The organism is Aestuariivirga sp., assembly GCF_020252405.1.
GTDB lineage: Bacteria > Pseudomonadota > Alphaproteobacteria > Rhizobiales > Aestuariivirgaceae > Aestuariivirga.
The window spans coordinates 49,041-62,487 of the sequence record NZ_JADCDA010000016.1; the positions used below are offsets into that span (position 1 = coordinate 49,041).

The 13,447-nt window shown below is 64.6% G+C and carries 12 protein-coding genes; 9 read left to right on the forward strand and 3 right to left on the reverse strand.

Going from position 1 to position 13,447, the window contains the following annotated elements; all coding sequences use genetic code 11:
* Positions 1-131 precede the first annotated feature (131 nt).
* The gene (locus tag IOC69_RS03705; protein ID WP_290542183.1) at positions 132-569 is read left to right on the forward strand and encodes a MerR family DNA-binding transcriptional regulator; all 438 of its coding nucleotides are present in this window, start codon (positions 132-134) and stop codon (positions 567-569) included.
* Between the two features lie 74 nt (positions 570-643).
* Positions 644-1,495 (forward strand): NAD(+) diphosphatase, encoded by an 852-nt coding sequence (gene nudC / locus IOC69_RS03710; protein WP_290542184.1) that lies wholly within the window; start codon positions 644-646, stop codon positions 1,493-1,495.
* Between the two features lie 42 nt (positions 1,496-1,537).
* On the opposite strand, the gene IOC69_RS03715 is transcribed toward nudC, so the two are convergent.
* Both IOC69_RS03715 and IOC69_RS03720 read right to left on the reverse strand, forming a co-directional pair.
* Complete coding sequence (locus tag IOC69_RS03715; protein ID WP_290542185.1) at positions 1,538-2,398, reverse strand: prephenate dehydratase; 861 nt, start codon at positions 2,396-2,398, stop codon at positions 1,538-1,540.
* Positions 2,398-3,144, reverse strand: a complete 747-nt coding sequence (locus IOC69_RS03720) for a 3-deoxy-manno-octulosonate cytidylyltransferase (RefSeq protein WP_290542186.1) — start codon at positions 3,142-3,144, stop codon at positions 2,398-2,400. The genes IOC69_RS03715 and IOC69_RS03720 overlap by 1 nt, the downstream gene beginning before the upstream one ends.
* Positions 3,145-3,257: 113 nt before the next feature.
* Between IOC69_RS03720 and IOC69_RS03725 the strand changes: the two genes are divergently transcribed.
* The 7 genes from IOC69_RS03725 (at position 3,258) to IOC69_RS03755 (ending at position 12,393) form a co-directional block, all read left to right on the forward strand.
* Positions 3,258-3,812 carry a cytochrome c family protein gene (locus IOC69_RS03725; protein WP_290542187.1) on the forward strand — a complete coding sequence of 185 codons (555 nt, stop codon included), beginning with the start codon at positions 3,258-3,260 and terminating at the stop codon, positions 3,810-3,812.
* 112 nt (positions 3,813-3,924) lie between these two features.
* Positions 3,925-5,784: an extracellular solute-binding protein gene (locus IOC69_RS03730; RefSeq protein WP_290542188.1), complete on the forward strand. Its 1,860-nt coding sequence runs from the start codon at positions 3,925-3,927 to the stop codon at positions 5,782-5,784.
* Positions 5,781-7,595, forward strand: a complete 1,815-nt coding sequence (locus IOC69_RS03735; protein WP_290542189.1) for an extracellular solute-binding protein — start codon at positions 5,781-5,783, stop codon at positions 7,593-7,595. The genes IOC69_RS03730 and IOC69_RS03735 overlap by 4 nt, the downstream gene beginning before the upstream one ends.
* A gap of 9 nt (positions 7,596-7,604) precedes the next feature.
* Complete coding sequence (locus tag IOC69_RS03740) at positions 7,605-8,717, forward strand: microcin C ABC transporter permease YejB (protein ID WP_290542190.1); 1,113 nt, start codon at positions 7,605-7,607, stop codon at positions 8,715-8,717.
* A gap of 3 nt (positions 8,718-8,720) precedes the next feature.
* Complete coding sequence (locus IOC69_RS03745; RefSeq protein WP_290542191.1) at positions 8,721-9,821, forward strand: ABC transporter permease; 1,101 nt, start codon at positions 8,721-8,723, stop codon at positions 9,819-9,821.
* Positions 9,818-11,446: an ABC transporter ATP-binding protein gene (locus tag IOC69_RS03750; RefSeq protein WP_290542192.1), complete on the forward strand. Its 1,629-nt coding sequence runs from the start codon at positions 9,818-9,820 to the stop codon at positions 11,444-11,446. The genes IOC69_RS03745 and IOC69_RS03750 overlap by 4 nt, the downstream gene beginning before the upstream one ends.
* Positions 11,447-11,499: 53 nt before the next feature.
* Complete coding sequence (locus IOC69_RS03755) at positions 11,500-12,393, forward strand: glyoxylate/hydroxypyruvate reductase A (protein WP_290542193.1); 894 nt, start codon at positions 11,500-11,502, stop codon at positions 12,391-12,393.
* A 58-nt stretch (positions 12,394-12,451) separates the two neighbouring features.
* Here IOC69_RS03755 and IOC69_RS03760 read toward each other — a convergent pair whose 3' ends face one another.
* On the reverse strand, positions 12,452-13,315 hold the full coding sequence (locus tag IOC69_RS03760) for an NlpC/P60 family protein (protein WP_290542194.1): 864 nt from the start codon (positions 13,313-13,315) through the stop codon (positions 12,452-12,454).
* Positions 13,316-13,447 lie beyond the last annotated feature (132 nt).

Below are 13,447 nucleotides of genomic sequence, written 5' to 3' on the forward strand. Positions count from 1 at the left end.
AGAGAGCCAGACTTAACCCAATCCACAGCTTGGACATGAAAATTGACGCTGGGGGATACACATTCCACTCGTCCAGGCTTATATGATGGTGAGCGGTTCCCGCGACTCGACACACCGGAGTGAGACAAATCATGAGCGTGACTGAAGCCACCGAGCGGTCAAAACGTGACCGCACCTATTCGATTACTGAACTGTGCCGTGAATTCGACGTGACGCCCCGCACCCTGCGCTTCTACGAGCAGAAGGGCCTGCTGCATCCGGCCCGCCGCGGCTGGACGCGCCTCTTCAGCTATCGCGACCGCGCCCGCCTGCAGCTCATCCTGCGCGGCAAGAAGGTCGGCTTCGCGCTGGAAGAGATCAAGGAGATGCTCGATCTCTATAATCTGCGCGACGGGCAGCTGACGCAGCTGCGCATCGCCTCCACCAAGATGCGCGAACGCCTTGAGGCGCTGCGCAAGCAGCGCGTGGAGCTTGAAGATGCGATCGGCGACCTCGAACGCACCGTCGTCGTGGTCGATGGCATGCTGAAGGAGCGCGAGGCCGCGCAGCCCAAGGCCGCGAACAGCTAAGCCCCCCCCCAAGCGCTTGCGGAGTTCGGGCATCCGGGCCAAAACCGGGTGCCCTTTTCCGCTGGACCTCGCCCATGCCGCTTGCCTATGTGCTGAACACGCTCGACCGCCGCGCCAATGACCGCCCCAATGCCACGTGGGTGGCGGCGCAGCGCAAGCGGGCCGATGCAAAGCTGATCCGCATTGCTGGCGATGGCGCGTTGCTGCGCAACGGTTATCTGGTGACCGGCAATGACGCGGCAATCGACGCCGCGGCGTTCCTCGGCCTCGATGCGGAGGGCGCGCCGTGGTTTGCCGCCCAGGTGGCGAGCTCCGAGGGCATGCGCGACCTCAGGAGCCTTGCGATGGAGGAGGCGCTGCCGCCGGAGCAGCTCGGCATGCTGGCCCAGGCGCGCTCGCTGCTGCAGTGGCACGCGCGGCGGACTTATTGCTCCAACTGCGCGGCAAGGCTGGAAATCGCCGATGCGGGTTACCGCCGCCATTGCCCCTCCTGCGGGATGGACCACTTCCCGCGCACCGATCCGGTGGCGATCATGGCGGTGCGGCATCGCGGGAGCATCCTGCTTGGACGGCAGTCGTCCTGGAAGCGCGGCATGTATTCCGCCCTCGCAGGTTTCGTGGAGCCGGGCGAGACCGTCGAGGATGCGGCGCGGCGCGAAGTCTTCGAGGAGTCCGGCGTGCGCGTGGGCGACGTGCGCTACGTGACGAGCCAGCCCTGGCCCTTCCTGTCTAACCTGATGATCGGGCTGATCGGCGATGCCGTCTCGGCCGAGATCACGCTGGACAGGAACGAGCTCGAGGATGCGCGCTGGTTCCCGGCCGGCGAGGCGCGCATGATGATGGACCGCACGCATCCGGACGGGCTCTATGCCGCGAACCCCTATGCGATCGCGCATGAGCTGGTGCGGGTGGCGCTGGAGGCCTGAGTCCGTTCCGCGCCGGGCGGCAGCGGCGGAAGGACGCGCGGCTCACGCTTTCTCGAAGCGCCTGGCGATTTCTTCCCGGTGCGGCGAGGCCCTGTAGATGCCGAGAACGCGCAGATAGCTGGTGAAGAACTCGAGCTCCTCCATCGCGAGGCGCACGTTGCGCCCGGAGGGATGGCCTTCGATGTCGGCATAGAACTGGGTGGCCGAGAACTGGCCCTCGATCTGGTAGGATTCGAGCTTGGTCATGTTGACGCCGTTCGTCGCGAAGCCGCCCATGGCCTTGTAGAGCGCGGCCGGAACGTTCCGTACACGGAATACGAAGGTGGTGATCACCGGCGCGTCCTCGGGCTCGGCGTCCTGCGGCGTGGCCGACAGCACGACGAAGCGCGTGGTGTTGTGGCTCTCGTCCTCGATGTTTTCGCGGATCACCTCGAGGCCGTAGATCTCGGCGGCGAGCCTCGAGGCGATTGCCGCCTGGGTGGGATCGCGCGATTCCGAAAGCTCGCGCGCCGCGCCCGCGGTGTCGGCGGCGGCGACGGGCTTGAGGCCAAGTTCGCGGATCGCCTCGCGGCACTGACCCAGCGCATGGACGTGGCTGCGCACCACCCTGATCTTCGAACGATCGGCGCCCGGCGCCACCATGAGCTGGTGGTGCACGGGCAGGAAGTGCTCGCCGATGATGTAGAGGTTCGACCGCGGCAGCAGGTGGTGGATGTCGGCAACGCGGCCCGCCACCGAATTGTCGATGGGGATCATGGCGAGCGCGGCCTCGCCGTCGGCCACCGCCTGGAAGGCGTCCTCGAAGGTGCCGCAGGGCATCGGCTCGCAGGCCGGATAGGCTTCGATGCAGGCGATGTGCGAATTGGCTCCGGCTTCGCCCTGGTAGGCGATTTTCAGGGGCATCAGGCTTTCCTCAGCATGCGGCGGGCGGTTTCGAGTTCGGCTGGCGTATCGACGCCGACCGGCACCGTGTCAACCCGCACCACCACGATGCGCATGCCATTGTCCATGGCGCGCATCTGTTCGAGCTTGCGCTCCGCCTCGCGCGCGCTGACGGGGAGCGACACGAAACGCTCCAGCACGGCGCGCTTATAGGCATAGACGCCAATGTGGTGCCAGAAGGGGGCCTGATGCTCCGGCCCCACCTGGCGCAGAAAATCGCGCGCGAACGCCACTTCGCGCCCGTCGCTCAAGGGTGCGATGGCCTTGACGATGTTGGGGTTGGCCACATCCTCGCCGCGCTCGATCTTCGCGGCGATGGTGGAAATGTCGGCGGGCTCGTTGGTGAGGCCGGCAAGGCAGCGCCGGACCGACAGGGAATCGATCGCCGGCAGGTCGCCCTGAAGGTTCACCACATATGCGAAGCGGCGCTGCGGGTCACGCAGCGCCAGGGCCTGGGCGATGCGGTCCGAGCCTGACGGCAGCGCCGGATCGGTGACGATCGCATCGCCGCCCTGGGCGCGGACGACGTCGGCGATCTCCACCTCGGCGGCCGCGACCAGCACCTGGCCGATGTTCGCCTCCACCGCGCGCTTCCAGCACTGGACGATCATGGGAAGCCCGTTGATGTCGGCCAGGGGCTTTCCGGGGAGCCTTGTGGAGGCCATCCGGGCGGGGATCAGGACGATGGTATTTCGGTTGTCTATCATGTGCTTAGAGGCAGGCGCGGCAAATTGGTGCAAACCCCCCTTACACTATTGCGGCGGGGCGGAGAAACAACTAGTTTCCGCGCGCGACGACGGCTCAAGGGGTTTCCGCCTTCATGGACAGCTTTGAATTCAACAAGATCGCGGGCGCGGTGCTGGGCACGGCCCTGCTGGTTTTCGGCCTGAACGAGTTGAGCAAGTTCATCTATCACGCGCCCAAGCCGGAAAAGCAGGGCTATGCGGTGGAAGTCGCGGAAGCGGCCCCGGCCGGCGAAACCGCGGCCGACACCGCAGCCGCGGCCCCCGCCTTATCGCTGGGCACAATGCTGGCCTCGGCCGATGCCACCAAGGGCCAGGCCGTGTTCAAGACCTGTGCGGCCTGCCATGACGGCTCGAAGGGCGGCCCCAACAAGGTCGGGCCCAATCTGTGGGGCATCGTCGGCCGCAATCACGGCATTCACGAGGGCTTCGCCTATTCGGACGCCATGGCGGCACTGAAGGACAAGCCCTGGACCTTTGAGGCGTTGAACGCCTTCATCGCCAATCCGAAGGGCGCCATTCAGGGCACCAAGATGGCTTATGGCGGCCTCAAAAAGGACGCCGACCGCGCCAACCTGCTGGCTTACCTGCAGACGCTCTCGGACAGCCCGGTGCCCTTCCCGGCCCCGTAAACGCCGCAAATCTCACTGAAATTTAACACCGGCAAGCGCCAGGCCGGTGTTTTCTTTTGGGGCTGGGCTTGCTTATCTCGACCGCCATGACGCCGCCTGGAGTTTTCGCCTCATGACGATCAGCCGCCGCACCCTGTTGAAGCTCGCCGCGCTGGCGCCCGCCGCGAAACTGGTGGGCATCCAGCTGGCCCATGCGGAGGACCGCGACTTCCGCCATGCGATCACCCTGTTCAGCGACATCAAATATCCGCCGGACTTCAAGCATTTCGGTTACGCGAACCCGGCAGCGCCGAAGGGCGGGCGGGTGCGCTACGGCCTTGTCGGCTCCTTCGACAACCTCAACCCCTATACCTACAAGGGCGCGACGGGTCCCGCCGTGCTGAACGACACGCTGTTCACGTCTTCCCTTGACGAGCCCTCGACCGAATATGGCCTGGCCGCCAGCGGCGTGTGGCACCCGGAAGACCGCTCGATGGTGGTCTACCGGCTGCGCCCCGAGGCGCGCTTCCACGATGGCGCGCCGATGACGCCCGAGGACGTGATCTGGTCAATGCAGGCGCTGCGCGAAGCCCATCCACAGTATAATTCCTACTACAGGAACGTCGCCGGGGCCGAGCAGACGGGCGAGCATGAGGTGACCTTCACCTTCACCGAGAAGGGAAATCGCGAGTTGCCGCTGATCACCGGGCAGCTTCCCGTGCTGTCACGGGCGTGGTGGACGGGCAAGGACGCACAGGGCAAGCAACGCAACATCCAGGAGACGAGCTTCGAGGCTCCCCTCGGATCCGGCGCCTATGTGGCCGACGAGGTGAAGCTCGGCATCTCGATCCGCATGAAGCGCGTGCCGGATTACTGGGGCAAGGACCTTGCCGTGAATGCCGGTCAGAATAACTTTGACGCCATCGAATACATCTATTTCCGTGATGCCAACGTGGCTTTCGAGGCCTTCAAGGGCGACCAGTATGACTGGCGGGTCGAAACCTCCGCCAAGGACTGGGCGACCGGCTATAACGTTCCGGCCGTCACGTCCGGCCGCATCGTGAAGGAGGAGATCGCGCTCAGGCAGGTGAACGGCATGCAGGGCTGGGCGATGAACATTCGCCGTCCCAAATTCCAGGACGTGCGCGTGCGCCAGGCGCTGAACCTTGCCTTCGACTTCGAATGGGCGAACCAGAACCTGTTCTATGGCCAGTACACGCGCTCGCGCAGCTATTTCAACAATTCCGAGATGGAGGCCAGGGACACTCCCTCCGGGGCGGAACTCGCCCTGCTCAACCCGCTGAAGGACAAGCTGCCGGCGGAGGTCTTCACCGCGCAATACATGAATCCGCTGAATGACACGCCGCAGAACAGGCGCAAGAACCTGCGCCAGGCGGCGAAGCTTCTTTCCGATGCCGGCTGGCGGACGGTTCAGGATGGCGGCAAGAACGTGCTGAAGAATGACACGGGCGAGCGGCTGACCATCGAGTTTCTGCTCAACTCGCCCGCCTTCGAGCGCGTGGCGCTTCCCTATCAGCAGCAGCTCGAACTGCTCGGCATCGGCGTCGCCATCAAGACCGTCGACAGCGCGCAACATGAACGGCGCACCCAGACCTTCGACTACGACATCATGGTCGGCAGTTGGCCGCAGTCGCTTTCGCCCGGCAATGAACAGCGCGAATTCTGGGGCAGCGAAGCCGCCAGGCGCGACGGCAGCCGGAATTACATCGGCATCGCCAACCCGGCGGTGGATGCGATTATCGAGCAGCTGGTGCTGGCGCAGGACCGCGACAGCCTGGTCGCGGCCTGCCGGGCGCTTGACCGCGTGCTGATGTGGAACCACTACGTCGTGCCCATGTGGTTCATTCCCTATACCCGGACCGCCCGCTGGGACCGCTTCGGCAGGCCGGAGCAATTGCCCCTGCTCTCGACCGGGTTCCCCACCACCTGGTGGTGGGACGAGGAGAGGGCCAGGAAGGCGGCCGCCACGTGAAGCTCTTCGCTGCGGCGGCCATCGCGCTGTGCCTCGGCGCTGCTTCGGCTGCGGCAGAGCCGCGCCATGGCCTGTCCACTTTCGGCGATCTCAAATATCCGGAAGACTTCACGCATTTCGATTACGTGAACCCGGACGCGCCGAAGGGCGGCAGCATCGCCACCATCGGCACCGCGGCGATGGACACTTTCGACAGCTTCAACGCCTATATCCTGAAGGGCGATGCGGCGCAGGGGCTCGAATTGCTGACCGACAGCCTCATGGCGCGGGCGATGGACGAGCCCGACGCGATGTATGGTCTGGTCGCCAGGGATGCGGACATTGCGGCTGACCGCAAGAGCGTCACCTTCACCTTGCGCGCGGAGGCGAAATTCTCCGATGGCTCGGCGCTCACCGCCGAGGATGTGTGCGACACGTTCCGCCTGATTTCGACTGAAGGACACGAGCGCATCCGCATCACCATCCGCGATGTCGAGGCTTGCGACGTCATCGACCCGCACACCGTGCGTTACCGCTTCAAGGGCGGGCGCACGCGCGACTTGCCGCTCACCGTCGCCGGGCTTCCGATTCTGTCCAAGGCCTATTACGCCAGGGTGGATTTCGCGAAGTCCACGCTTGAACCGCCGCTCGGCTCCGGCCCCTATGCGATCAAGTCCTTCAAGCCCGGCGAATATGTCACCTACGGCCGGCGGGACGATTACTGGGCCAAGGACTTGGCCGTGAACAAGGGCCGCTATAACTTTGACGAGATCCGCTACGATTATTTCCGCGAGAGGATTGCGGGCTTTGAGGCGCTGAAGGCCGGCGCCATCGACCTGCGGGAGGAATTCACCTCCAAGGACTGGGCGACGGGCTATGACTTCGCGGCGGTGAAGGACGCGCGCGTCCTCAAGATGGAGATGCCCGACGAGACTCCGTCGGGCGCTCAAGGATGGTTCTTCAACTTGCGCCGGCCGCAGTTCCAGGACATCCGCGTGCGCGAGGCGATCAACCTCGCCTTCGATTTCGGGTGGACCAACAAGAACCTGTTCTTCGGCCTCTATGACCGCACGCAGAGTTTCTTCCAGCGTTCGCCGCTGCAGGCCGAGGGTGAGCCAAAGCCCGGAGAACTGGCGCTGCTCGACCCGCTGAAGGCCTCGCTGCGGCCGGAGGTGTTCGGCCCCGCTGTGCTGGCCCCCGTCTCCAACGGCTCCGGCCAGGACCGGGCCATGTTGCGCAAGGCCTCCGCGTTGCTCGACGAGGCCGGCTGGAAGACCGCCGGCACCCTGCGGCGCAACGCATCCGGGCAGACGCTCGACGTCGAATTCCTCATCGAGAGCCCGGTGTTCGAGCGCGTGCTCGGCCCCTATGTGAGGAACCTGAGGCTTATTGGCGTCAACGCCACGATCCGCACGGTGGATGACGCGCAATACCAGAAGCGCCTGAAAGACTTCGACTATGACGTGGTGGGCAGCCGCTTCACGACCAGCCCGACACCGGGCGACGAGCTGCGCGTGTTCTTCGGTTCGGACTCGGCCAAGGCGCCAGGCTCCTACAATCTTTCCGGCGTCGCCTCGCCGGCGATCGATGATCTGCTCGACAAGGTGGTGGAGGCCCCGTCCCGGGACGAGCTCAACACCGCGGGCCAGGCGCTGGACCGGGTGCTGCGGGCGGAGCGGTTCTGGGTGCCCAACTGGTACAAGGGCACCTATCGGGTGGCCTACTGGGACAGGTTCGGCAGGCCCGGAACCAAGCCCAAATACGACCGTGGCTTCCTCGACACCTGGTGGTATGACGAGACCAAGGCCAAGCGAATCGCCAACCGAAACTGATCCCGCTCCATGGGCGCCTACATCCTCAAACGCATTCTGCTGATGATCCCCACGCTCCTGGGCATCATGCTGCTGACCTTCGCGATCATCCAGTTCGTGCCGGGCGGGCCCGTGGAGCAGGTGATCGCCAGAATGCAGGGCAACGATACGGATGCGACCGGGCGCATCAGCGGCAACACCGGGAACGAGGCGGGCGGCAACCAGGCGCAGATGACGCCGGGCACCGACGCGGTGAGCATCAAATACCGCGGCGCCCAGGGGCTGGACCCCGAATTCATCAAGAGCCTCGAAAAGCAGTTCGGCTTCGACAAGCCAGCACCCGAGCGCTTCCTGCTGATGATGAGGGACTATCTGACCTTCAATTTCGGCCAGAGCTATTTCCGCGACCGTTCGGTGATCGGCCTGATCGTGGAGAAGATGCCGGTCTCGGTCTCGCTCGGTCTGTGGCTGACGCTGGTTCAGTATCTCGTGTCGATTCCGCTCGGCATCCGCAAGGCGGTGAAGGACGGCTCCACCTTCGACGTGTGGACTTCCGGCGTGATCATCATCGGCTACGCCATCCCCAGCTTCATCTTCGCCATCATGCTGATCGTGGTCTTCGCCGGCGGCAGCTACTTCAGCTGGTTCCCCCTGCGCGGGCTGACGTCCGACAATTTCGACCAGCTGAGCTTCCTCGGCAAGATGGGCGACTATGCCTGGCACCTCGCGCTGCCGCTCTTCGCCATGGCCATCGGCAGCTTCGCCACCATGACGATGCTGACCAAGAATTCATTCCTTGACGAGATCAGGAAGCAATATGTGACGACGGCGCGCGCCAAGGGGCTGACCGAGAGCCGGATTCTCTATGGCCACGTGTTCCGCAACGCCATGCTGCTGGTGATCGCGGGTTTCCCCGGCGCCTTCATCGGCGCCTTTTTCGCGAGTTCGCTGCTTATCGAGACGATCTTCTCGCTGGACGGGCTGGGCTATCTGTTCTTCACGGCAACGGTGAACCGCGACTATCCGATCGTCTTCGCCAGCCTCTACATCTTCACGCTGTCCGGCCTCGTCGTCCAGCTGGTCTCGGACCTGACCTACACCTGGATCGATCCGCGCATCGATTTCGAAAGGCGGGACCTCTGAGCCATGGCGATCCGCGTCAGCCCCCTCAACAAGCGCCGCTGGCAGCTGTTCCGGCAGAGCCGCCGCGGCTACTGGTCGTTCTGGCTGTTCCTCGTCCTGTTCCTGATCTCGGTCTTCGCCCCCTTCATCGCCAATGACCGGCCGATCCTCGTCTCCTACAAGGGCGAATGGTTTTATCCGACCTTCGTCGATTATCCCGAGACGGCATTCGGCGGAACGTTCCCCAACACCGACTTCCGCGACCCCTTCATCCAGGACGAAGTCGCCGCCAATGGCTGGATGATCTGGCCGCCAATCCGTTATTCCTACAGCAGCGTGAATTACCAGCTGCCGATGCCCGCGCCCTCGCCGCCGGCCTTCCGGCTTACCCCCGAACAGGCCTGCGCCAAATATCCCCTGGGCGTGAACGACCCCAACTGCATTTTCGGCAACATGAACTGGCTCGGCACCGACGACCAGGGCCGCGACGTGGTGGCGCGGCTGATCTATGGCTTCCGCGTCTCGGTGGCCTTCGGCCTGATCCTCACGCTGATCTCGTCGCTTGTCGGCATGGCGGCGGGCTCGGTGCAGGGCTATTTCGGCGGCTGGACGGACCTCCTCTTTCAGCGCTTCATCGAGATCTGGACCGCGATGCCAGCACTCTATCTGCTCATCATTCTCGCGGCCTTCATCACGCCAACCTTCTGGATCCTGCTGTTCATCCAGGTCCTGTTTTCGTGGACGACAATCGTCGGCCTCGTCCGCGCCGAGTTCCTGCGCGCGCGCAACTTCGAATATGTGCGCGCCGCCCGCGCCCTGGGGCTTTCGGATTCGAGGATCATGTTCAAGCACCTGCTGCCCAATGCGGTGGTGTCCACCATCACCTTCATGCCTTTCATCATGGCGGGTTCCGTGACGGTGCTGTCGTCGCTCGACTTCCTCGGTTTCGGCCTGCCGCCCGGTTCGCCATCGCTCGGCGAATTGATCAGGCAGGGCAAGGAGAACCTCCAGGCGCCGTGGCTCGGCATCACCGGCTTCTTCATCATCTCCCTCATGCTCTCGCTCCTCGTCTTCATCGGCGAGGGGGTGCGTGACGCGCTCGACCCGCGGAAGACCTTCGCATGAGCGGCAAATTGCTCGAGGTGAAGGATCTCTCGGTCGCCTTCGCGCAAGGCGGGCGGACCGCGCTGGCCGTCGACAGGCTGTCCTTCGACATCGCCAGGGGCGAGACGCTGGCGCTGGTGGGCGAGTCGGGTTCCGGCAAGTCGGTCACCGCCCTCTCGGTCCTCAAGCTGCTGCCCTATCCTGCCGCCTCGCACCCTTCAGGGTCCATAAGGTTCAAGGGCGAGGAACTGCTGAACGCCAATGACAACAACTTGCGGCGGGTGCGCGGCAACAGCATCACCATGGTGTTCCAGGAGCCGATGACCTCGCTCAACCCGCTGCATACGGTGGAGCGGCAGATCGGCGAAATCCTCGAGGTGCATCAGAACATCAAGGGCGATGCGGCGCGCGCCCGCATTGTCGACCTGCTCGGCAAGGTGGGCATCCGCGATCCCGGAACGCGGCTTCTCGATTACCCGCACCAGCTCTCGGGCGGCCAGCGCCAGCGCGTGATGATCGCCATGGCGCTTGCCAACAGCCCGGACCTGCTGATCGCCGACGAACCGACGACGGCGCTGGACGTGACGGTGCAGGCGCAGATCCTGAAGCTGCTGAAGGAGCTGCAGGCCGAGCTCGGCATGGCGCTGCTGCTGATCACCCATGACCTTGGCATTGTGCGCAACATGGCCGGCAATGTCGTGGTCATGCAGCGCGGCAAGGCGGTGGAGAGCGGCGAGACAAAACAGGTCTTCGGCAATCCGCAGCACGCCTACACGAAGATGCTGCTGACGGCGGAGCCCAAGGGCGCGCCGCCGCCTGGCGACCCGTCCGCGCCGAAGGTGCTGGAGACAAGGGGCCTGAAAGTGTGGTTTCCCATCAAGCGCGGGTTCTTCCGCAAGACGGTGGGCCACATCAAGGCCGTCGACGGCATCGACGCCGTCGTGCGCAGCGGCCAGACGCTGGGCGTGGTGGGCGAGTCCGGCTCGGGCAAGACCACGCTGGGCCTGGCGCTCCTTCGCCTGATCCGCTCCGAGGGACCCATCGTCTATCTGGGGCGCAACATCGACAGCTACAACACGGCGGCGATGCGCCCGCTCCGCAAGGACATGCAGATCGTCTTCCAGGACCCCTTCGGCTCGCTGTCGCCGCGGCTTTCGATCCAGCAGATCGTCGAGGAAGGCCTCACGGTTCAGGGCCGCAGCCTCGGCTATGACGCACGCCGCGGGATCGTGGCGCGCGCCCTGACCGAGGTGGGCCTCGACCCCGCCACCATGGACCGCTACCCGCATGAATTCTCCGGAGGTCAGCGCCAGCGCATCGCCATCGCACGCGCGCTGGCTCTCGAGCCGAAGTTCATCATGCTCGACGAACCGACCTCCGCGCTCGACATGTCGGTGCAGGCGCAGATCGTCGATCTGCTGCGCGAACTGCAACAGAAGCACAAGCTCGCCTATCTGTTCATCAGCCATGACCTGAAGGTGGTGCGGGCGCTGGCCAACGAGGTGATCGTGATGCGCAACGGTGTCACGGTGGAGAGCGGTCCGACGGCCGAGGTCTTCTCAAACCCGAAGACCGACTATACAAAGGCGCTGATCGCGGCTGCCCTCAACCTCAAGGCCGCGCCTGAAGGCGTCGTAAATCAATAATGGCGTTCCTCTTCGTTTTGCCGACATGGCCCGTGGACGTGTGGACCGCCGCCATGAGGAAGGTTGCCCCCGACCTCGATGTGCGCGTCTGGCCCGGCCAGATGGGCAATGTCGGCGACATCGAATATTGCGCCGCCTGGCTGCCGCCGCCCGGCGTGTTGAAGAGCCTGCCGAACCTCAGGGTCATCATGTCGCTCGGCGCCGGTGCGGATGCCATCCTCGGCGACCCGACGCTGCCCGCCAACATCCCGATCATCCGCGTCAACGATCCGGACCTGACCGGCCGCATGACGGAATACATCGTGCTGCATGTGCTGATGCACCACCGCCAGCAGCGCCGCATCGACGCGAACCAGCGAAACAGGATCTGGGACTCCTTCCCCACGCATGCCGCGAAGGACCTGAGTGTCGGCATCATGGGGATGGGCGTGATGGGGGCCGATTCCGCCGTCAGGCTGCGCGACATCGGCTTCCGCGTGGCCGGCTGGAGCCGCAGCCGCAAGGAAATCCCGGGAATCGGGAGCTTTGCGGGTGACGCGGAGTTCGATGCTTTCCTCGCGCGCACCGACATTCTCGTCTCGCTGCTGCCGGCAACACCGGACACCGATGGCATCATCAACCGCGCCGCCATCCGCAAGCTGTCGCGCAAGGGGCCCTTCGGCGCGCCGGTCGTCATCAACGCCGGCCGTGGCCGCCAGCAGGTGGCGGATGACATTCTCGCCGCCCTCGATGCAGGCGAACTCCATGCCGCGACGCTGGACGTCTTCATGCCGGAGCCGCTGCCGCCCGACAGCCCGCTGTGGACGCATCCCAGGGTGACGGTTACGCCTCACTGCGCCGCAGACAGCGACCCGGAAACGATCTGCGCCTATGTGGCGGCGAATATCCGGCGGCACCAGCGTGGCGCGAAGCTGGAAAATCTCGTTGACCGGGCGCGGGGATATTGACCCCCGGAGCATCGGGCGGGCACATGGAAACACATGCGAAGCGAAGGATGCTCCAGATTCAAAAGCCGGCATATCCGGGCAGGCGCCTCACACCTGTCAGCTGACCATAGCGTGCCGCAATCCTATGGGCCGCGTCCCTGAGCGGCTCCGCCACCACCATCATGTGATGGCCATTGGCGTGCAGCAGGATCGTCCCGTCCATCATGATGCCCACATGGCCATTCCAGAACACGAGGTCGCCGCGCCTGAGGCTGTCGAGGCCATCGACCGGCAAATTGCCGCCCAGCGTCCGCTCCTGCATGTCGCTGTCGCGCAATGCACGAAGCCCGCACGCCTCGAGTGACAGCTGCACGAGGCCGGAACAGTCGAGACCCTGCGCCGACTTGCCGCCCCAATGATAGGGCACATGGCGGAACATCGCGGCGACCGCGACGAAATCCGCCTCGACATCATCGATGCGCTTCAGATGCGCGGTGAAGACAAAGCGGCGGTTGGAAAGCTGCGAATAGGCGCCGGCCTCCGTCATCACGGTAACCTGCGCATTGAGGCTGAGCGGAATTGCGGGCAGCGTCTTCAGATCGGCCTCCGGATACATGAAGGTCGACGGCACGGCGACACGATGCGAGGGCGCCAGCACATGGGGCGACAGCGCGTTGCCATTCACATAGCCGACATAGCCATCCTTCACGAGCTGCACCCAGGCCCACCCCTCCTCCTCGTGGAACAGCTTCACCTCCTCGCCGAACAGCGCCTGGGTGAGCTGCATCGCATCGAATCGCGGCGCCTTGTGCAGGCTGATGACGGGCTCGATGACCTGCGTCAGGCGCGGCTCGACGAAACGCGTGGCCTCAACCTGGCCGGCAAGGGCCACGTCAGCGAGATCGGGGCGATAGGCGTGCAAACGGGCATCGGGCTTGCTCATGCGCGATCCCTAAAGCATCGGGCGTTCAACTGAAATCAGAATACCGTTTATGCTCCTCTTATGCCGTCATTCCGGCGAAGGCCGGAATCCCGCTTTGCGTCAGCACGCGTTGAAAGAAAGCTGGATTCCGGC